The sequence below is a fragment of the Streptomyces sp. NPDC102462 genome (assembly GCF_044765425.1).
In the GTDB taxonomy this organism is placed as follows: domain Bacteria; phylum Actinomycetota; class Actinomycetes; order Streptomycetales; family Streptomycetaceae; genus Streptomyces.
In genome coordinates this window covers 85,603-106,169 of sequence record NZ_JBIWKB010000013.1, presented here as the reverse complement: position 1 = coordinate 106,169, position 20,567 = coordinate 85,603, and the positions used below count along the sequence as shown (strand labels likewise).

Annotated in this window: 16 protein-coding genes; 15 read left to right on the top strand and 1 reads right to left on the bottom strand. The window is 72.5% G+C overall.

The features are described 5' to 3' along the window. The first annotated feature begins 104 nt into the window (after positions 1–104). The 15 genes from ACIRFL_RS14315 to ACIRFL_RS14245 all read left to right on the top strand — a co-directional run bounded on the left by ACIRFL_RS14315 (position 105) and on the right by ACIRFL_RS14245 (position 19,112). The gene (locus tag ACIRFL_RS14315) at positions 105–1,622 is read left to right on the top strand and encodes a sugar ABC transporter ATP-binding protein (RefSeq protein WP_404027862.1); all 1,518 of its coding nucleotides are present in this window, start codon (positions 105–107) and stop codon (positions 1,620–1,622) included. Continuing rightward, positions 1,619–2,638 (top strand): ABC transporter permease, encoded by a 1,020-nt coding sequence (locus tag ACIRFL_RS14310; protein ID WP_404027859.1) that lies wholly within the window; start codon positions 1,619–1,621, stop codon positions 2,636–2,638. Before ACIRFL_RS14315 ends, ACIRFL_RS14310 begins: the two co-directional genes overlap by 4 nt. Positions 2,639–2,655: 17 nt before the next feature. Further along, positions 2,656–3,696 (top strand): substrate-binding domain-containing protein, encoded by a 1,041-nt coding sequence (locus ACIRFL_RS14305; protein ID WP_404027856.1) that lies wholly within the window; start codon positions 2,656–2,658, stop codon positions 3,694–3,696. Between the two features lie 71 nt (positions 3,697–3,767). After that, on the top strand, positions 3,768–4,976 hold the full coding sequence (locus ACIRFL_RS14300; protein ID WP_404027853.1) for a Gfo/Idh/MocA family protein: 1,209 nt from the start codon (positions 3,768–3,770) through the stop codon (positions 4,974–4,976). 13 nt (positions 4,977–4,989) lie between these two features. Continuing rightward, positions 4,990–5,988, top strand: a complete 999-nt coding sequence (locus tag ACIRFL_RS14295; RefSeq protein ID WP_404027851.1) for a sugar phosphate isomerase/epimerase family protein — start codon at positions 4,990–4,992, stop codon at positions 5,986–5,988. A 276-nt stretch (positions 5,989–6,264) separates the two neighbouring features. After that, positions 6,265–8,766 (top strand): PQQ-dependent sugar dehydrogenase, encoded by a 2,502-nt coding sequence (locus tag ACIRFL_RS14290; RefSeq protein ID WP_404027848.1) that lies wholly within the window; start codon positions 6,265–6,267, stop codon positions 8,764–8,766. 12 nt (positions 8,767–8,778) lie between these two features. Then, complete coding sequence (locus ACIRFL_RS14285) at positions 8,779–10,107, top strand: ThuA domain-containing protein (RefSeq protein ID WP_404027846.1); 1,329 nt, start codon at positions 8,779–8,781, stop codon at positions 10,105–10,107. Positions 10,108–10,193: 86 nt separating this feature from the next. After that, complete coding sequence (locus ACIRFL_RS14280; RefSeq protein ID WP_404027843.1) at positions 10,194–11,357, top strand: inositol-3-phosphate synthase; 1,164 nt, start codon at positions 10,194–10,196, stop codon at positions 11,355–11,357. Beyond that, positions 11,351–12,580 (top strand): SCO3242 family prenyltransferase, encoded by a 1,230-nt coding sequence (locus tag ACIRFL_RS14275; protein ID WP_404027841.1) that lies wholly within the window; start codon positions 11,351–11,353, stop codon positions 12,578–12,580. Before ACIRFL_RS14280 ends, ACIRFL_RS14275 begins: the two co-directional genes overlap by 7 nt. Before the next feature lie 260 nt (positions 12,581–12,840). Further along, positions 12,841–13,821, top strand: coding sequence for a sugar phosphate isomerase/epimerase family protein (locus ACIRFL_RS14270; protein ID WP_404027991.1), 981 nt, complete (start codon positions 12,841–12,843; stop codon positions 13,819–13,821). Next, on the top strand, positions 13,818–14,510 hold the full coding sequence (locus tag ACIRFL_RS14265; protein WP_404027839.1) for an EboA domain-containing protein: 693 nt from the start codon (positions 13,818–13,820) through the stop codon (positions 14,508–14,510). The genes ACIRFL_RS14270 and ACIRFL_RS14265 overlap by 4 nt, the downstream gene beginning before the upstream one ends. Further along, complete coding sequence (locus ACIRFL_RS14260; RefSeq protein ID WP_404027836.1) at positions 14,510–15,358, top strand: TatD family hydrolase; 849 nt, start codon at positions 14,510–14,512, stop codon at positions 15,356–15,358. The genes ACIRFL_RS14265 and ACIRFL_RS14260 overlap by 1 nt, the downstream gene beginning before the upstream one ends. Positions 15,359–15,361: 3 nt before the next feature. Further along, positions 15,362–16,531, top strand: coding sequence for a metabolite traffic protein EboE (gene eboE / locus ACIRFL_RS14255; RefSeq protein ID WP_404027834.1), 1,170 nt, complete (start codon positions 15,362–15,364; stop codon positions 16,529–16,531). After that, entirely contained in the window at positions 16,528–17,952 is a 1,425-nt protein-coding gene (locus ACIRFL_RS14250) for a nucleotide pyrophosphatase/phosphodiesterase family protein (RefSeq protein ID WP_404027830.1), read from the top strand. Before eboE ends, ACIRFL_RS14250 begins: the two co-directional genes overlap by 4 nt. Continuing rightward, positions 17,949–19,112, top strand: a complete 1,164-nt coding sequence (locus tag ACIRFL_RS14245) for a sugar phosphate isomerase/epimerase family protein (protein ID WP_404027827.1) — start codon at positions 17,949–17,951, stop codon at positions 19,110–19,112. The genes ACIRFL_RS14250 and ACIRFL_RS14245 overlap by 4 nt, the downstream gene beginning before the upstream one ends. Positions 19,113–19,175: 63 nt before the next feature. On the opposite strand, the gene ACIRFL_RS14240 is transcribed toward ACIRFL_RS14245, so the two are convergent. After that, positions 19,176–20,567, bottom strand: coding sequence for an OFA family MFS transporter (locus ACIRFL_RS14240; RefSeq protein ID WP_404027824.1), 1,392 nt, complete (start codon positions 20,565–20,567; stop codon positions 19,176–19,178).

The following is a 20,567-nucleotide window of genomic DNA, read 5'->3' as shown; positions in this document are numbered from 1 at the left end:
CCCGGCAGGGCGCCCCGCGCCGCCCTGCGCTGCTCCCACACGCCTGCGCACGCAGGTCGCCTCGCCCTGACCCAGGCCCCGCACGCCCGCCGAGGGGAACCCACATGGCATCAGAACCACCGCTGCTCAGCATGTCCGGCATCACCAAGTCGTTCCCCGGCGTACGGGCCCTCGACGGCGTCGACCTCGATGTCCAGGCCGGTGAAGTGCACTGCCTGCTCGGCCAGAACGGGGCCGGCAAATCCACCCTGATCAAGGTGCTCGCGGGCGCCCACCAGCCGGACAGCGGCACCATCAACTGGCGCGGCGAGGCGGTCACGCTGCGCTCGCCCATCGCCGCCATGCGCCTCGGCATCGCCACCATCTACCAGGAACTCGACCTGGTGGAGCACCTGTCGGTGGCCGAGAACGTCCACCTCGGCCATGAGCCGACGGCCGCCGGGTTCGTCGTACGCCAAAGGGCCGCGCGCGCCTCGGCGGCCCAGCTCCTCAAGCGACTGGGCCACCCGGAGATCGACCCGGCCCGGCTCGTCGGCGAACTGTCCGCCGCCCAGCAGCAGATCGTCTCCATGGCCCGGGCGCTCTCCCACGACGTACGGCTCATCGTCATGGACGAGCCGTCCGCCGCCCTCGACCCGGACGAGGTGGACAACCTGTTCCGCATCGTCGCCGCCCTGACCGCGGACGGCGTGGCGGTCGTCTACATCTCGCACCGCCTGGAGGAGATCCGGCGCATCGGCGACCGGGTGACGGTACTCAAGGACGGGCGCGCGGTCGCGGGCGGACTGCCCGCCAAGACGACACCGACCCGCGACGTCGTGGCGCTGATGACCGGCCGCAACGTCGAGTACGTCTTCCCCGAGCGGCCCTCCGCCGCGCCCGCCGGCGCCCCGGTCCTGGAGGTCCGGGGGCTGTCCCGGGCGGGCGAGTTCGCACCGCTCGACCTCACCGTCCGGGCCGGGGAGATCGTCGGTCTCGCCGGGCTCGTCGGCTCGGGCCGCTCCGAGGTGCTGGAGACCATCTACGGCGCCCGCAAGCCCAGTTCCGGCCAAGTCCTGGTGGACGGCAGCCCGTTGCGGCCCGGCAGCGTACGCTCCGCGGTGCGCGCCGGACTCGGCCTCGCCCCCGAGGAACGCAAGGCGCAGGCCCTGCTCATGCAGGAGTCCGTCACCCGGAACGTATCCGTCTCCACCCTCTCCCGCTTCTCGCGCGGCGGCTGGCTCGACCGGCGCGCCGAACTGGGCGCGGCCCGCGCGGCGACCCGCGAACTGTCGCTGCGCCCCGACAACCCCTCCGTACCCGTGCGCACCCTCTCCGGTGGCAACCAGCAGAAGGCCGTCCTGGCCCGCTGGCTGCTGCGCGGCTGCCGTGTCCTGCTGCTCGACGAACCGACCCGCGGCGTCGACGTCGGCGCCCGCGCCGAACTGTACGCGGTCGTGCGCCGGCTGGCCGACGAAGGGCTCGCCGTGCTGCTCGTGTCCAGCGAGGTCCCCGAAGTGCTGGGGCTCGCCGACCGCGTGCTGGTACTGCGCGAGGGCCACGTCGTACACGAGGCACCCGCCCGCGAACTGGACGAACACCGCGTACTCGACCTCGTCATGGAAGGAAGCCCGGCGTCATGACGCAGCACGCCTCCCCGCCGCGGGGCAGCACCGACAAGGTGCAGCCGATCGGCCCCCTGCCCGCCTGGCGCTCCCTCGTGGCCCGCGCCGACGTCCGCACCCTCTCGCTGCTCGGCGTGCTGCTCGCACTCGTCGTGGTCGGCGGCATCACCAAACCGGACGAGTTCCTGGACACCCGCAACCTCCAACTGGTCCTCACCCAGGCCTCGGTGATCGGTGTCGTCACGGTCGGCATGACCTTCGTCATCACCTCGGGCGGCATCGACCTGTCGGTCGGCGCGATCGTCGCCCTCGCCTCGGTGTGGGCGACGACGGTGGCCACCCAGGACTTCGGCTTCGCCGGCATCCTGTTCACCGCGGTGCTCGTCGGTGTGGGCTGCGGACTGGTCAACGGCGTACTCATCGCCTACGGCGGCATGGTCCCGTTCATCGCCACCCTCGCCATGCTGGCCTCGGCGCGCGGCCTCGCCCTGCAGATCACCGACGGCAAGACGCAGATCGTGAACGTCGACGGCATCCTCAAGCTCGGCGAGCGCGACTCCTATGTGCTCGGCATCCCGCCGCTCGTGCTGGTCTTCGCGTTCGTGACGATCATCGGCTGGCTGGTGCTCAACCGGACCACCTTCGGCCGCCGCACGGTCGCCGTCGGCGGCAACGCGGAGGCCGCCCGGCTCGCCGGCATCGACGTGCGCCGCCAGCGGCTCTACCTCTACCTGCTGTCCGGACTGTGCTGCGGCATCGCCGCCTTCCTGCTGATCATCCTGTCCGGCTCGGGCCAGAACACCAACGGCAACCTGTACGAACTCGATGCCATCGCGGCCGCGATCATCGGCGGAACCCTGCTCAGCGGGGGTCGCGGCACCATCACCGGCTCCGTGCTCGGTGTCCTGATCTTCACCACGATCACCAACATCTTCGCCCTGAACAACCTGCAGAGCGACGTCCAGCAGATCGCCAAGGGCGCGATCATCGTGGCCGCCGTGCTGGTCCAGCGCCGTACCGCGAGCACGACCTGAGGAAAGGGTTCACCGCCATGTCACAGCTCACCAGCCGCAGAGGACTGCTCTTCGGGACCGCCGCGGTCTCCGCCGGAGCCCTGCTCACCGCTTGCACCAGCAACGAGAGCAAGGACGAGAAGCCCGCAGCGAACGACCAGCCGTCCGCCGACGACAAGCCCGGCAAGCCGGTCACCATCGGATTCGCCGGCCCCCAGGCCGACCACGGCTGGCTCAACGCGATCAACGAGAACGCCAAGAGCCGCGCCAAGAAGTACTCGGACGTCACCCTGGAGATCACCGAGGGCTCCAACGACACCGCCGCGCAGATCGGCCAGATCGAGACCCTGATCAACAAGAAGGTCGACGTGCTGGTGATCCTGCCCGCCGACGGCAAGGCCCTCACCCAGGTCGGGCTGAAGGCGATGCGCGCCGGCATCCCGGTGATCAACCTGGACCGGATCTTCAACACCCCGCAGGCCTACCGCTGCTGGATCGGCGGCGACAACTACGGCATGGGCTTCAACGCGGGCAGCTACATCGGCGAGAAGCTGAAGGGCAAGGCGGACGCCCGCGTCGTGGAACTGGCCGGCATCGACAACCTGGAGCTGACCAAGCAGCGCACCCAGGGCTTCGACGACGCGCTCAAGAACTACCCGAACATCAAGAAGGTCGCCCGCCAGGCCGCCGACTTCACCGTCGAGTCGGGACAGGCCAAGATGTCCCAGCTGCTCCAGGCCCAGTCGAAGATCGACGCCGTCTGGAACCACGACGACGACCAGGGCGTGGGCGCGCTGCGCGCCATCGAGCAGGCCGGACGCGACGAGTTCCTGATGGTCGGCGGGGCCGGGGCGCTCTCCGCCTTCCAGGCGATCAAGCAGGACAACGGCGTGCTGAAGGCGACCGTGCTCTACCCGCCGACCATGGCCGCCTCGGCGATCGACCTGGCGCGCGCCCTCGGACAGAGCAAGGGCATCGGCGGTCTCGCCGAGTACGAGATCCCGTCGTCGATCACGCTGTACTCGGCCGTCGTCGACAAGGACAACATCGACCAGTACATGTCCACGGGCTTCCGCTGACCGGTTCCGCCCCGCACCCCCCACGGCGCCACCGCGGCGCCAGACACGACGAGGACCAGGAGGACTTCCGTATGGGACAGCCGCAGCAGACGGACGGGCCGGAGGCAGCACAGCCACCGATCCGCGTCGGCATGGTCGGATACGCCTTCATGGGCGCCGCCCACTCCCAGGGCTGGCGCACCGTGGGCCGGGTCTTCGACCTGCCCCGACGGCCGGTCCTGGCCGCGATCTGCGGACGGGACGGCGCCGCGGTCCGGGCGGCGGCGGACCGGCACGGCTGGGCGGCGGCCGAGACCGACTGGCGTGCACTGATCGCCAGGGACGACGTCGACCTCGTCGACATCTGCACCCCCGGGGACAGCCACGCCGAGATCGCCCTCGCCGCCCTGGCCGCCGGCAAGCACGTGCTGTGCGAGAAGCCCCTCGCCAACACCGTGGCGGAGGCCACCGCGATGACCCGCGCGGCCGAAGAGGCCGGGGCCCGCGGCCAGGTGGCGATGGTCGGCTTCAACTACCGGCGGCTGCCCGCCACGGCGCTCGCCCGGCGGATGGTCGCCGACGGCCGGATCGGCACCCTGCGGCACGTCCGGGTCAGCTACCTCCAGGACTGGCTGGTCGACCCGGAGTTCCCGCTCACCTGGCGGCTGCGCAAGGAGCAGGCGGGATCAGGCTCGCTCGGCGACCTCGGCGCGCACATCGTCGACCTCGCCCAGTACCTGGCGGGCGAACGGCTGGCCGGGGTCTCGGCGCTCACCGAGACCTTCGTACGGCAGCGGCCGTTGCCCGGCGGCCCGAGCAGCGGCCTGGCCGCGGCGGCGGCCGCCGGCACCGGAGAGGTCACCGTCGACGACGCCGCCCTGTTCACCGGACGCTTCCCCTCGGGCGCGCTGGCCTCCTTCGAGGCCACCCGCTACGCGACCGGACGCAAGAACGCGCTGCGCATCGAACTCAACGGCGAGCGCGGCTCGCTCGCCTTCGACCTGGAGCGGCTGAACGAGCTGTCGTACCACGACGGCACCGAACCCGGGACGCACGCCGGCTTCCGCCGCATCCTGGTCACCGAACCCGACCACCCCTACCTGGAGGGCTGGTGGCCCCCGGGCCACGGCCTCGGCTACGAGCACACCTTCGTCCACCAGGCCCGCGACCTGCTGCTCGCCATCGCCGAGGGCAGTGCCCCCGAACCCTCCTTCGCCGACGGACTACAGGTCCAGCGCGTGCTCGCCGCGGTGGAGGAGAGCGCCGAGAAGAACTCCGTCTACACGCCCATCGCGGCCTGAGGAGGTCCCGCCAATGCCGCGCAGTTTCACGCTCTTCACCGGTCAGTGGGCCGACCTTCCCCTGGAGGAGGTCTGCCGCCTGGCCCGCGACTTCGGCTACGACGGACTCGAACTCGCCTGCTGGGGCGACCACTTCGAGGTCGACAAGGCCCTCGCCGACCCCTCCTACGTGAAGTCCAGGCACCAGCTCCTCGACAAGTACGGCCTCAAGTGCTGGGCCATCTCCAACCACCTGGTCGGACAGGCCGTCTGCGACGCCATCATCGACGAGCGGCACGAGGCGATCCTGCCCGCCCGGATCTGGGGCGACGGCGAGGCGGAGGGCGTACGCCGGCGGGCCGCCGCCGAGATCGCCGACACCGCGCGCGCCGCGGCGGCCTTCGGCGTCGACACCGTCATCGGTTTCACCGGCTCCGCCATCTGGCATCTGGTCGCCATGTTCCCGCCCGCGCCCGAGGCGATGATCGACCGCGGCTACCAGGACTTCGCCGACCGCTGGAACCCCGTTCTGGACGTCTTCGACGCGGAGGGCGTGCGCTTCGCGCACGAGGTCCATCCCAGCGAGATCGCCTACGACTACTGGACCACCCAGCGCGCCCTGGCCGCCGTCGACAACCGGCCCGCCTTCGGCCTCAACTTCGACCCCTCCCACTTCGTCTGGCAGGACCTCGACCCGGTCGGCTTCCTGTGGGACTTCCGGGACCGGATCTACCACGTCGACTGCAAGGAGGCCCGCAAGCGCCTCGACGGCCGCAACGGCCGCCTCGGCTCCCACCTGCCCTGGGGCGACCCGCGCCGCGGCTGGGACTTCGTCTCCGCCGGGCACGGCGACGTCCCCTGGGAGGACGTCTTCCGGATGCTGCGGTCCATCGACTACCGGGGGCCCGTCTCCGTGGAGTGGGAGGACGCCGGCATGGACCGGCTCCAGGGCGCCCCCGAGGCGCTGACCCGCCTCAAGGCGTTCGACTTCGAACCGCCCACGGCCTCCTTCGACGCGGCGTTCGGCAACTAGCCGCTCCGCGAAACGCTCCGCTGGATGGGCCGCGTTGTGTCGTCGGTCGTCCGCGGTGCCGTTGTGGCCGGTCGCGCAGTTCCCCGCGCCCCTTGGGGGGCCGGGCACTGATCGGTCGTCTGCGGCGGCGTCGTGGCCGGTCGCGCAGTTCCTCGCGCCCCTTTTGGGGCGCGAGCACCGGTCCACCCTCTACCACTTCCCCGCTCTTCCGGGATGACGGCGCATCCCGGCGTACCGCACCCGCCCCGTACAACCAGCCCCTTTCTGGAGGCATTCGTGCACGGGAACCACCGCACCACCAGCACCCCCAGTAACGAGACCCACAGACGACGCCGATTCCGCAAGGCGGTGGCCCTGCTCAGCGGGGCGCTGCTCGCGGGCGCCACCCTGAGTCTCACCGCCCCGCAGGCCGGCGCAGCCGTCGTCGACCCGGCAGCCGCGGCGGCCGAGGACTTCCAGCAGGTCACCCTCGCCAAGGGGGCCGCGGAGGTCGGTGAGCCGATGTCGCTGGCCGTCCTGCCGGACCGCTCCGTGCTGCACACCTCGCGCGACGGCACGCTGCGCCTCACCGACGCCGCCGGCAACACCAAGACCGCCGGCAAGCTCGACGTGTACTCGCACGACGAGGAGGGCCTGCAGGGCGTCGGCGTCGACCCCGGCTTCAGCGACAACCGCTTCATCTACCTGTACTACGCGCCCCCGCTCAACACCCCGGCGGGCGACGCCCCGGAGACCGGAACGGCCGCCGACTTCGCCCCCTTCGACGGCGTCAACCGGCTCTCCCGGTTCGTCCTGAACCCGGACGGCACGCTCGACAAGGCCAGTGAGAAGCAGATCCTCGACGTCCAGGCGTCCCGCGGCCTGTGCTGCCACGTCGGCGGGGACATCGACTTCGACAAGGACGGCAACCTCTATCTGTCGACCGGCGACGACACCAACCCGTTCCAGTCGGACGGCTTCGCGCCCCTCGACGAGCGGCCGGACCGCAACCCCGCCTTCGACGCCCGCCGTTCCGCCGGCAACACCAACGACCTGCGCGGCAAGATCCTGCGCATCAAGGTGAACGCCGACGGCTCGTACTCCATCCCCGACGGCAACCTCTTCGCGCCCGGCACGCCCAAGACGCGGCCCGAGATCTACGCGATGGGCTTCCGCAACCCGTTCCGCTTCAGCGTCGACAAGGAAACCGGCATCCTCTACGTCGGTGACTACGGACCCGACGCCGGCGCCGCCAACCCCGACCGCGGCCCCTCCGGGCAGGTCGAGTTCGACCGGGTCACCGGCCCCGGCAACTACGGCTGGCCGCTGTGCATCGGCGACAACCAGGCGTACAAGGACTACGACTTCGCCACCAAGACGTCCGGCGCCGCCTTCGACTGCGCCGCACCGAAGAACACCTCGCCGCACAACACCGGCCTGACCGACCTGCCGCCGGCCCAGCCCGCCTGGATCCCCTACGACGGCCCCTCCGTGCCCGAGTTCGGCGACGGATCCGAATCCCCCATGGGCGGACCGGTCTACCACTACGACCCCGCGCTCGACTCGCCCGTGAAGTTCCCGGAGGCCTACGACGGCAACTTCTTCGCCGGTGAGTTCGGCCGCCGCTGGATCAAGCGCATCGTCAGCGACGCGGACGGCACCGTGCAGTCCATCAACCCCGTGCCCTGGACCGGCACCCAGGTGATGGACATGGCCTTCGGACCCGACGGGGCGCTGTACGTCCTCGACTACGGCACCTCCTGGTTCGGCGGCGACGACAACTCCGGCCTGTTCCGCATCGAGAACGCGACCGACGGCCACTCCCCGGTGGCCCAGGCGGCGGCGAGCCGCACCTCGGGACAGGCGCCGCTGAAGGTGACGTTCTCCTCGGCCGGCAGCAGCGACCAGGACGGCGACGCGCTCACCTACAGCTGGGACTTCGGCGACGGCACCACCGCAACCGGAGCCGGCCCGAGCCACACCTACAAGAGGAACGGCACCTACACGGCCACGGTGACCGCCAAGGACCCGAGCGGACGCACCGGCAGCGCGAGCGTGCAGATCGTCGTCGGCAACACCGCACCCACCGTCACCCTCCAACTCCCGCAGGACGGACAGCTGTTCAGCTTCGGTGACGCCGTACCGTTCAAGGTGAAGGTCACCGACCCCGAGGACGGCAGGGCCATCGACTGCTCCAAGGTCACCGTCAACTTCGTCCTCGGCCATGACACCCACGGCCACCCGCTGACCTCCGCGAACGGCTGCTCCGGCACCATCCAGACCAGCGCGGACGGCGGCCACGACGAGAACGCCAACATCTTCGGTGTGTTCGACGCCCAGTACACCGACAACGGGGGCGGCGGCCAGGCCGCGCTCACCTCGCACGACCGCAACGTCCTGCAGCCCCGGCACCGTCAGGCCGAGCACTTCGGTGACTCCTCCGGCGTCTCGGTGATCACCAAGGCGAGCGCCCACGGCGGCAAGACGGTCGGTGACATCGACAACGGCGACTGGATCTCCTTCACGCCGTACGTCCTGTCCAACGCCAAGCAGATCACGGCACGCGTGGCCTCCGGCGGCGCGGGCGGCACCCTTGAGGTCCGCACGGGCTCCCCGACGGGCAAGCTGCTCGGCAAGGCGACCGTGCCGGTGACCGGCGGCTGGGAGACCTTCCAGGACGTCACCGCCAACCTGTCGAAGGCACCGAAGGGCACCACCACGCTCTACCTGGTCTTCAAGGGGAGCACCGGCAAGGGAGCCCTGTTCGACGTCGACGACTTCGTCTTCACCACGAGCTGAGAGGAGGCCGCGATGCGCTCGACCGGCAGAGTGACGACCGCCGTTCTCGGGGCGGCCCTCCTCCTCGGCTGCGTGGCGGGACCCGCCTCCTCGCAGCCGGCGCAGGACAAGCGGGTGCTGGTCTTCTCCAAGACCGCCGGATTCCGGCACGACTCGATCCCCGAGGGGATCGCGGCGGTCAGGGAACTCGGCGCGGACGGCGGATTCGCCGTCGACGCCACGGAGAACGCCGGCGCCTTCACCGCGAAGAACCTGCGGCGCTACGACGCGGTCGTGTTCCTGTCCACGACGGGAGACGTCCTCGACAAGGCCCAGCAGCGGGCCTTCGAGGGCTACATCCGGCAGGGCGGCGGCTATGTGGGTGTGCACGCCGCCGCCGACACCGAGTACGACTGGGCGTTCTACGGCGGCCTGGCCGGCGCCTACTTCCAGTCGCACCCGGCGATCCAGCCGGCCACGGTGGACGTGGAGGACCGCGCCCACCCGGCGACCTCGGACCTGGCGCGGACCTGGGAGCGCACGGACGAGTGGTACAACTACCGCTCCAACCCGCGCGAAAGGGCCCATGTCCTCGCCTCGCTCGACGAGTCGTCGTACACCGGCGGCACCATGAACGGCGACCACCCCATCGCCTGGTGCCAGGACTACCAGGGCGGCCGGGCCTTCTACACCGGCGCCGGCCACACCAAGGAGTCCTACGCCGAACCCGCCTTCCGGCAGCACCTGCTGGGCGGCATCAGCTGGGTCATCGGCGACGCCCAGGCCGACTGCCGCCCGGAGAACGGCTACCGGCCGCTGTTCGACGGCACCTCCCTGGACGGCTGGCGCCAGGCGGGCCCGGGCTCCTTCACCCTGTCCGAGGACGGCACACTGACCTCGACGGGCGGCATGGGGATGCTCTGGTACGCCGACCGGAGCTTCGGGGCGTACTCCCTGAAGCTCGACTGGAAGATGGACGGCGACGACAACTCGGGTGTGTTCGTGGGCTTCCCGCCCTCGGACGACCCGTGGTCGGCCGTGAACAACGGTTACGAGATCCAGATCGACGCCACGGACGCGCCCGAGAAGACCACCGGGTCCGTCTACGGCTTCCAGTCCGCCGACCTGGCCAAGCGCGACCGTGCGCTGAACCCGCCGGGGGAGTGGAACACGTACGAGATCCGGGTGGAGGGCGAGCGCCTCCGCATCTGGCTCAACGGCGTGAAGATCAACGATTTCACCAACACCGATCCGGCCCGGAGCCTGCGCGACGGACATGTCGGCATCCAGAACCACGGAGCCGACGACCAGGTGTCCTTCCGCGACATCCGGATCAAGGAACTGCCCGCCAAGGGCAGGTGAGCGGCGGCGGGCGGGGGACGCCGGACTCCCGCCCGCCGTCTTCGTCCCCTCTAAGCCGGGGTCCGCGCACGACAAGGAGGCTGCCCATGTCCGCGTCCCTTTCCCCAAACCGCGTGGGAGTGTGGCTGATCGGCGCCCGGGGTTCCGTCGCCACCACCGTGGTCGCGGGCTGCGCCGCCGTGGCGGCGGGCCTGCACCCGCCCACCGGAATGGTCACCGAGACACCCCCGTTCGCCGACTGCGGGCTGCCGCCCCTCGCCTCGCTCGTCTTCGGCGGGCACGACGTGGTCGACTGCCCGCTGCCCAAGCGGGCCGAGCAACTGGCGGCGGGCGGCGTCCTGTCGCACGGCCTGCCCGCCGCGGTCGCGGGCGAACTCGCCGCGGCCGACGCCGAGATCAGGCCCGGTGGCCCGGCACCTGCGGACACCCGGGACCAGGACGAGGTGATCGCCGGCTTCGCCGCGGACATCTCCGACTTCGTACGGCGGTGCGGACTCGACCGCGCCGTCGTCGTCAACGTGGCATCCACCGAACCCACCGCCGACGGTGACGCCCTGCCGCCCAGCTCGCTGTACGCGGCGGCGGCCCTGCGGGCGGGCTGCCCCTACGTGAACTTCACCCCGTCGACCGGTCTGCACCACCCGGCGCTGGCCGCGGCGGCCGCGACCAGCGGCCTGCCGTACGCTGGCCGCGACGGCAAGACCGGGCAGACCCTGCTCCGTTCGGTCCTCGGCCCGATGTTCGCGCAGCGGGCGCTGGCCGTCCGCGCCTGGTCGGGCACGAACCTGCTGGGCGGCGGCGACGGCGCCGCCCTCGCCGACCCCGCGGCGGCCGCCGCCAAGAACGCCGGCAAGGAACGGGTCCTCGCCGACACGCTCGGCGGCACACCGCAGGGCGAGGTGCACATCGACGACGTGCCCGCCCTCGGTGACTGGAAGACCGCCTGGGACCACGTCGCCTTCGACGGCTTCCTCGGCACCCGCATGGTCCTGCAGACCATCTGGCAGGGCTGCGACTCCGCGCTGGCCGCGCCGCTCGTCCTCGACCTGGCCCGGCTGACCGCACGCGCCCACGAACGCGGCCACACCGGCCCCCTGACCGACCTCGCCTTCTACTTCAAGGACCCGCTGGGCGATGCCCCGTCGTCCCTGGCCGACCAGCACACGGCCCTCGTCCGCTTCGCGGAGCGGCTGCGGGAGGGGACGCCCGGCGCGGCGGCCGAGGGACCGGCGGAGGTGCCCGGATGCTGAGGGGCGTGGCATCGCTGCGCCGGTCCGCCGCGGCCCGGACCGAACCGGCCGGCCAGGACCGGCCGCTCCGGTCCACCCCGCCGCACCCGGGCGGCGACGGCCCGGGACCCCGCGCGGGGCGGGCGGCCGACGCTCCGGCCGGGCCGCGGGGCGGTGCCGGCCTGCCCGGTTCCCGGCTGCGGGCCTGGGCCGAGTTGCTGCGGGTGCCCGCCCTGTTCACCGTGCCCGGTGACGTGCTCGCCGGGGCCGCCGCGGTGTCGGCGCGCCCCGGGCGCCACACCCTGCTGGCCATCGGCTCCTCCCTGTGCCTGTACGAGGCGGGCATGGCCCTCAACGACTGGGCCGACCGCGCCGAGGACGCCGCCGAGCGCCCGCACCGGCCGCTGCCGTCCGGCCGTATCCGGCCGGCCGCGGCGCTCGCCGCGGCCGGCGCCTGCACCGCGGCGGGCCTGGCCCTGGCCGCCCGCGCCGGCCGGCCCGCGCTCGCCGTCGCCGCCCCGCTGGCGGCCACCGTCTGGGCGTACGACCTGGTCCTCAAGCACACCCCGGCGGGTCCCGTGGCGATGGCCGCGGCCCGCGGTCTCGACCTGCTGCTCGGCGCGGCGGCCGGCCGGCCCGCCCCCGGCGCCGTGCGCGGCGCGCTGCCCTCCGCCGCGCTGCTCGGCTCCCACACCCTTGCGGTCACCGCGGTGTCCCGGCGCGAGACGACCGGCGGCTCGGCCCTCGCCCCCCTGGCCGCGCTGGCCACCACCGGCGCCCTCACGCTGGCGCTGACCCGGCCACGGCCCGCTGAGCGCTCCGCTGGAGATGCCGCGCTATGCCGTCGGTCGTCTGCGGCACCGTCGTGGCTGGTCGCGCAGTTCCCCGCGCCCCTTCGGGGCGCTGTCGAACCGCAGCGGACGTCACCGGACCTGCCTGGGACCGCCCCCGGCCCGTCGGGGACCTGTCCGCCGAGGCTCCGCCGCACCCCAGGTGGCGCCGAGGACGCACTGCGCGCCGCCCTCGGCGTCGCCTACGCCGCCACGGCCGGCCGGCCCTACCTGCACGCCGTACTCAACCCGTCCCCGCAGCTCACCCAGCGGGCCGTCGGCGGCGGGATCCGCGCCACCGTCCCCCTCCAGGCCGCGCTCTGCGCCCGCGCCGGTGCGCCCGCGAGCGCCCTGCTGACCGCGGCCCTCGCGCCGCTCGCCCGCCGGTTCGCGAAGAAGGTGAGCGTCACATGAGCCCGCACCCCCCGCCCCCACGGCCCACGGCACCCGCGCCCGTGCCGGCTGCTGCCGCCCGGCCCACGGCACCTGCGCCCGCCGCCCGGCCCACGGCACCCGCGCCCGTACCGGCTGCTGCCGCCCCGCCCACGGCGCCCGCAGCGGCCCCCGTCACCCAGGCCACCGCAACCGCACCGGCCGCCCGGCCCACGGCGCCTGCGCCCGCGACCCTACCCACGGCACCTGTTCCCGTACCGGCTGCTGCCGCCCGGCCCACGGTGCCCGCGGCGGCCCCCGTCAGCCAGGCCACCGCAACCGCACCGGCCCCCGGCGGTCAGCCGCTCCGCTTCGGCTACGGGACCAACGGCCTCACCGACCTGCGGCTCGACGACGCCCTCGGGCTCCTCGCCGACCTCGGCTACGACGGCGTCGGACTGACCCTCGACCACATGCACCTCGACCCGCTCGCCCCGGACCTCGGCGCCCGCACCCGCCGCGTCGCCCACCGGCTGGCCCGGCTCGGCCTGGACGTCACCGTGGAGACCGGCGCCCGCTACGTCCTCGACCCCCGGCACAAGCACGGCCCCTCCCTGCTCGACGCCGACCCCGAGGCCCGCGCCCGCCGCGTGGACCTGCTGCTGCGCGCCGTCCGGGTCGCCGCCGACCTCGGCGCGCACGCCGTGCACTGCTTCAGCGGGATCACCCCGGCCGGCACCGACGAGGACACCGCCTGGCAGCGGCTCACCGACAGCCTCGCACCGGTCCTGGACGCCGCCGCCACCGCGGGCGTCCCGCTCGCCGTCGAACCCGAACCCGGCCATCTGCTCGCCACCCTGGCCGACTTCCACCGGCTGCGCCGAACCCTGGGCGACCCCGACCCGCTCGGCCTCACCCTCGACATCGGCCACTGCCAGTGCCTCGAACCGCTGCCGCCCGCCGACTGCGTACGCGCCGCCGCGCCCTGGCTGCGCCACGTCCAGATCGAGGACATGCGGCGCGGCGTCCACGAACACCTGCCCTTCGGGGACGGCGAGATCGACTTCCCGCCCGTCCTCGCGGCCCTCGCCGCCACCGGCTATAGCGGTCTGACCGTCGTCGAACTGCCCCGCCACTCGCACGCCGGACCCCACCAGGCCACCCTCGCCCTGCCGTTCCTGCGCGCCGCGGCCACCGCCGCCGGCGCCGCGGCACCGGGCACCCCGCACCCCGTCCGGGCCCCGGGCGAGCCCCGCGCCACCCCCGAAGGGAGCACCGCATGACCCACCGGCACCCCGCACCCGACACCCCGGTGGCCGGCCCCGCCCACACCCCGCCGGACGACCTGCACACCAGGCTGTACGCCCGGCTCGACGACGCCGCCCGTACCTGGCTGGACCACGCCCTCGCCGAGGCGGCCGCCCACCCGGGCAGCCACGGACCCATCTCCGCCTGGGAGTTGCGCCTCGCGGAGGCCGGCCGGCGCTGCGGCCCCGCCCATGCCGACGCCGCCCGCGTCCTCGTGCTGCACGCGGCCCACGCCGACACCGACGCGCTGACCCGCGTCTACCGGCAGGGCACCGCCGACGAACGCCGCGCGGTCCTGCACGCCCTGCCCCACCTCGTCGCGGACGCCGGCGCGCTCCCGCTCGTCCAGGACGCGCTGCGCACCAACGACACCCGGCTGCTGGCCGCCGCCGTGGGCCCGTACGCCGCACGCCACCTGGCCGCCCACGACTGGCGGCACGCCGTCCTCAAGTGCCTGTTCACCGGCGTGCCCGTGGACGAGGTGGCCGACCTGCCCCGGCGCGCCCGAGGCGATGCGGAACTCGCCCGCATGCTGGACGACTACGCCGCCGAACGCACCGCCGCCGGCCGCCGCGTGCCCGACGACCTGTACCGGGCGCTGACCCTGACCGGGGCCGCGACACCGCCGCACACCACGGACGACCCCGACGGCAAGGAGTCCTGATGCGCATCTTCGACCCCCACATCCACATGACCTCACGGACCACCGACGACTACGAGGCCATGCACGCCGCGGGCGTCCGCGCCGTCGTGGAGCCCGCCTTCTGGCTCGGCCAGCCCCGCACCTCACCCGCCTCCTTCCTCGACTACTTCGACTCGCTCCTCGGCTGGGAACCCTTCCGCGCCGCCCAGTACGGCATCGCCCACCACTGCACGCTCGCCCTCAACCCCAAGGAGGCGAACGACCCGCGGTGCGCGCCCGTCCTGGACGAACTGCCCCGGTACCTCGTCAAGGACCGGGTGGTGGCCGTCGGCGAGATCGGCTACGACTCGATGACCCCGGCCGAGGACACCGCGCTGGCCGCCCAGTTGCAACTCGCCGCCGACCACGCGCTGCCCGCGCTCGTGCACACCCCGCACCGCGACAAGCTGTCCGGGCTGCGCCGCACCCTCGACGTGGTCCGCGAGTCCGCGCTGCCCCTGGACCGCGTCCTGGTCGACCACCTCAACGAGACCACCGTCAAGGAGGCCAAGGACAGCGGCTGCTGGCTCGGCTTCTCCGTCTACCCGGACACCAAGATGGACGAGGCGCGGATGGTCGCGATCCTGCGCTCCTACGGGCCCGACCGGGTGCTGGTGAACTCCGCCGCCGACTGGGGCAGAAGCGACCCGCTCAAGACCCGCAAGGTGGCCGACCTGATGCTCGCCGACGGCTTCACCGAGGACGACGTCGACCGGGTCCTGTGGCGCAACCCGGTCGCCTTCTACGGGCTCAGCGGCCGGCTCGCCCTGGACGTCCCGGAGACCGGCGCCACCCACGAGGGCAGCAGCATCCTGCGCGGCGGTGAGTGAGCGATGCGCTTCAGGCACCCCGACGGCAGCACCGTCCACCTCGCCTACTGCACCAACGTGCACCCCGCCGAGACCCTGGACGGCGTCCTCGCCCAACTCCGCGACCACAGCGAACCCGTACGCCGCAGACTGGGCCGGGACCGGCTCGGCATCGGACTGTGGCTCGCCAAGGACGCGGCCCACGCCCTCGTCACCGACCCGGCCGCCCTGCGCACCCTGCGCTCCGAACTGGACCGCCGCGGCCTGGAGGTCGTCACCCTCAACGGCTTCCCCTACCAGGGCTTCGGCGCCGAGGAGGTCAAGTACCGCGTCTACCAGCCGGACTGGGCCGACCCCGAACGCCTTGAGCACACCACGTCGCTGGCCCGGGTGCTCGCCGGGCTGCTCCCCGACGACGTCACCGAAGGCAGCGTGTCCACCCTGCCGCTGGCCTGGCGCACCCGCTGGGACGACGCACGCGCCGAGGCCGCCCGCACCGCGCTGCGCATCCTCGCCGAACGCCTCGACGCCCTGCGGGAGCTGACCGGCCGCTCCATCCGCGTCGGCCTGGAGCCGGAACCCGGCTGCATCGTCGAGACCACCGCCGACGCCATCGGCCCGCTCACCGCGCTCGCCCACGACCGCATCGGCATCTGCGTCGACACCTGCCACCTCGCCACCTCCTTCGAGGACCCGGACACCGCCCTGGACGCGCTCGACCGGGCCGGCGTCCGCATCGTCAAGTCCCAGCTGTCCGCCGCCCTGCACGCCGCCGAGCCGCGGCACCCCGAGGTCCGCGAGGCCCTGGCCGCCTTCGCCGAACCCCGCTTCCTGCACCAGACCCGCACCCTCACCGACACCGGGCTGCGCGGCACCGACGACCTCGCCGAGGCGGTGCACGGCGACGCGCTGCCCGACACCGCGCCCTGGCGGTCCCACTTCCACGTCCCGCTGCACGCGGCGCCCGCCGCACCCCTGACCGCCACCCTCCCCGTGCTGCGCACCGCCCTGACCCGGCTCGTCGGCGGCCCGCACCCGCTCACCCACCACCTGGAGGTCGAGACCTACACCTGGCAGGCCCTCCCGCCGGACCTGCGGCCCCGCGACCGGGGCCGGCTCGCCGACGGCATCGCCGCCGAACTCACCCTGGCCCGCGACCTGCTGACCGACCTCGGCCTGAAGGAGCTGCCATGAGCGCCGCGCCCGCCGCCGCGGGACCCACCCCGCTGCTCGTCCTCGACGTCGTCGGCCTCACCCCCCGGCTCCTCGACCACATGCCGCACCTCAAGCGGCTCGGCCAGACCGGCTCCCAGGCCACGCTCGGCACCGTCCTGCCCGCCGTCACCTGCGCCGCCCAGTCGACGTTCCTGACCGGCACCATGCCCGCGGAACACGGCATCGTCGGCAACGGCTGGTACTTCCGCGAACTCGGCGACGTCCTGCTGTGGCGCCAGCACAACGGCCTGGTCGCCGGGGAGAAACTGTGGGACGCCGCCCGCCGCGCCCACCCCGGCTACACGGTCGCCAACATCTGCTGGTGGTACGCCATGGGCGCCGACACCGACATCACGGTCACCCCGCGGCCCGTCTACTACGCCGACGGACGCAAGGAACCCGACTGCTACACCCGGCCCCCGGCGCTGCACGACGAACTCACCGAGAAGTTCGGCACGTTCCCCCTCTTCCACTTCTGGGGTCCGGGCGCCGACCTGGTCTCCAGCCAGTGGATCATCGACGCCACCCGGCACATCCTGCGCACCCGCAACCCGGACCTGACGCTGTGTTACCTCCCGCACCTCGACTACGACCTGCAGCGCTACGGCCCCGACGACCCGCGCTCGCACCGGGCCGCCGCCGACCTGGACGCCGCCGTCGCCCCGCTGCTGGACGACGCCCGCGCCGAGGGCCGCACCGTCGTGGCCCTCTCCGAGTACGGCATCACCCGCGCCGACCGCCCCGTGCACATCAACCGGGCGCTGCGCCGGGCCGGCCTGCTGGAGGTGCACACCCAGGACGGGATGGAATACCTCGACCCGATGGCCTCCCGCGCCTTCGCGGTCGCCGACCACCAGATCGCCCATGTGTATGTGCGCCGCCCCGAGGACCTGGACGCCACCCGGGCCGCCCTCGACGGACTGGACGGCATCGACCAACTCCTCGACGAACAGGGCAAGAAGGCCCACCACCTGGACCATCCGCGCGCCGGCGAACTGGTCGCCGTCGCGGAGCCGGACGCCTGGTTCACGTACTACTACTGGCTCGACGACGACCGCGCCCCCGACTTCGCGCAGCTCGTCGAGATCCACCGCAAACCCGGATACGACCCGGTCGAGCTGTTCATGGACCCGCTCGACCCCTACGTCAAGGTCAAGGCCGCCACCGCGCTCGCCCGCAAGAAGCTCGGCATGCGCTACCGCATGGCGGTCGTGCCCCTCGACGCCTCACCCATCCGCGGCAGCCACGGCCGCCTACCCGCGAGCGACGACGACGGTCCGCTCCTGCTGTGCTCCACCCCCCGCGCCGTCGGCGACCGCATCGCGGCCACCGACGTGAAGTCCCTGCTGCTCGCCCTGGCGGGCCTATCGGACCACCAGTCCAGAAAGAGGCACCCGTGAACGACATCGACACCACCGTCACCGGCACCGACGAACCCCTGCGCCGCGCCCTCGGTATCGGCCGACGCGGCTTCCTGAGCACCTGCACCGCCGTCGCGGCGGGCGCGATCGCCGCTCCCGTGTTCGGCGCGGCACCCGTCCAGGCCGCGCCGGCCGCGCCCGCGTCCGGGAAGGGCGGCAGAGGGCAGCTGCTCGTTCCCGCCGACAAGCGGGGCATCATCCTGTACACCGTCCGCGACGCGACCGGCCGCGACCCGCTCTCCACCAGCCTGCCCTCCGGGTTCCGGGCCGTGTTCGAGCAGCTCGCCCGGTTCGGCTACCGGCAGGTCGAGTTCGCCGGATACGGCCAGCACGCGAACGCGCCCGGCGGGGCGAACCTGGAGAGCGTCCAGGGTGCCCGGCTGCTGCGTCGCTGGCTGGACGAGTTCGGGCTGCGGGCCCAGGGCAACCACGGCTTCATCCCGCCCTCCTGGCCGCTGACCACCGCCGACCTGGACACCTTCAAGAAGCACCTGGAGATCGCGAACATCCTCGGCATGGACCACATGGGCACCGGCGGCGACCCCACCGGCAGCTCCTACAAGTCCGACTGGGACGTGGCCGCCGACAAGTGGCAGGCGCTCGGCGCGATCGCCCGCCGGGCCGGGATCAAGCTGTACACGCACAACCACGACGCCGCGTACGGCTTCCTGCTCGACAGCGGACCGCTGGACGCCCAGGGCCGACCGACCCGCAGCTCCGGCATCCGCAAGCTGGAGTACTTCCTGTCCGTCACCGACCCCAAGCTGGTGTGGCTGGAGATGGACATCTTCTGGGCGCACGTGGCCCAGTACAAGTTCCGCAGCTACACCGCTCCCGACGGCTCCACCAGGGAGCAGATCTTCGACCCGGCGGGCCTGGTCGCCTGCCACAACAAGCGCTACCCGCTGTTCCACGCGAAGGACGGCGTCGTCAACAACACCAACGGACAGGGCTATGACATGGTCCCGTTCGGCACCGGCGTCATCGACTACACGACGTTCTTCTCCCGCGTCGGCCAGCGCAACTACCACAACCCGATGGTCGAGCAGGACAACGCGCCCAGCGCCACCGACCCGGCCCAGTCCCTGACCCACGCCCGCACCGGCTACCAGAACCTGGCGTCCCTGCGCCGCAGGTAACCCCACCCCACCAACCCGAGCGGGCCCTCCCCACGCCAGGGGAGGGCCCGCTCGGGTTCCGGGTCAGGGGGTTGGTTGGGGGGTGGGGTGGGGGTCGTGGCCCGGTTGGCGGAGCAGCAGGGCGAGGCATGCCGCGGCCATCGACACGCCGCCGGCCAGGGCGTACGCCCCGTTGTAGCCCCAGGCGCCGACCACCATCGAACCGAGCCCGCCCCCGAACAGGCCGCTGACCAGCTTGCCGCTGTACACCAGCCCGTAGTTGGTGGCGTTGTAGTTCTCGCCGAAGTAGTCCGGGGTCAGCGCCGCGAACAGCGGATAGAACGCGCCGCCGCCGAAACCGGAGAGGAACGCGAAGAACAGGAACAGCCATTCGCTCTTGACGTCACCGGCCCAGATCACTCCGAACTGGGCGAGCCCCAGCACGACGATCACGAACACCAGGGTAGCCTTGCGGCCCCACCGGTCGGACAGCCAGCCCACCACGCCCCGGCCGATGCCGTTGATGACGGCCATGACGCCCATCGACGAGGCCGCGACCAGCGGGCCGAAGCCCACCTCCTTGGCGAAGTCCACCTGGAAGGAGATGCCGAAGATGGAGACACCCGCGGTCATCACGATGGAGATCCACATCAGCGGCAGCATGCCCGTCCTGATGGCCTCCTTCGGGGTGAACTGCCGTGCCGCCGGCGGATTCTTCGCGAGGCTCGACGCCTGCTTACGGTCGCCCGTGTGCTGCAGCGGGTCGATGTCCGCGGGCCACCAGTTCTTCGGCGGGTCCTTGAAGAAGAACGCGCACCCGAAGACCACGATCAGGATGTAGCAGCCGATGAGGTCCAGGACACGGTGGTAGTTCGCGGTGTCGAAGGCGTAGTTGAAGATGAAGATGAACGGCAGCGAACCGTACGCGAACCCGCCGTTGACGAACCCGGTGCGTGCGCCGCGCCGCTCGGGGAACCACTTGCCGACCATGTTGATGCAGGTCGCGTAGACCAGCCCGGCGCCGATTCCGCCCACCACGCCGAAGCCGATGATGGCCAGCCACACATTGCCCAGATGCGACAGGGCGAGGAATCCGAGGACACACAGCACCGAACCGACGTACATCGCGGCCCGCGCCGTCAGGATGCCCTTCTCCCGCAGCCAGCCCGCCGGGAAGGCGACACCGGCCTGGAAGAACACCCAGACGCTGAGGATCCAGAAGGTGTTGGACTGTGTCCAGCCGTGGGCGTGGGACAGGGTGTCCTCCGCCGAGCCGTACGCGTACTCGAAGACGCTGATGGCCATCATGGCGATCCACGGCAGATACACCATGAGCTTGCGTGAGTGACCGAGGATGTCCCGGTCGGTCTCGCCGACGCGGTACACCCGGCCGCGCGCGTCGGTCACTTCGCGGTAGGGACGGTGCGCCGGACCGGATGCGGCCGACGAACCGGTGGCTATCGGGTCTGCCGTCAT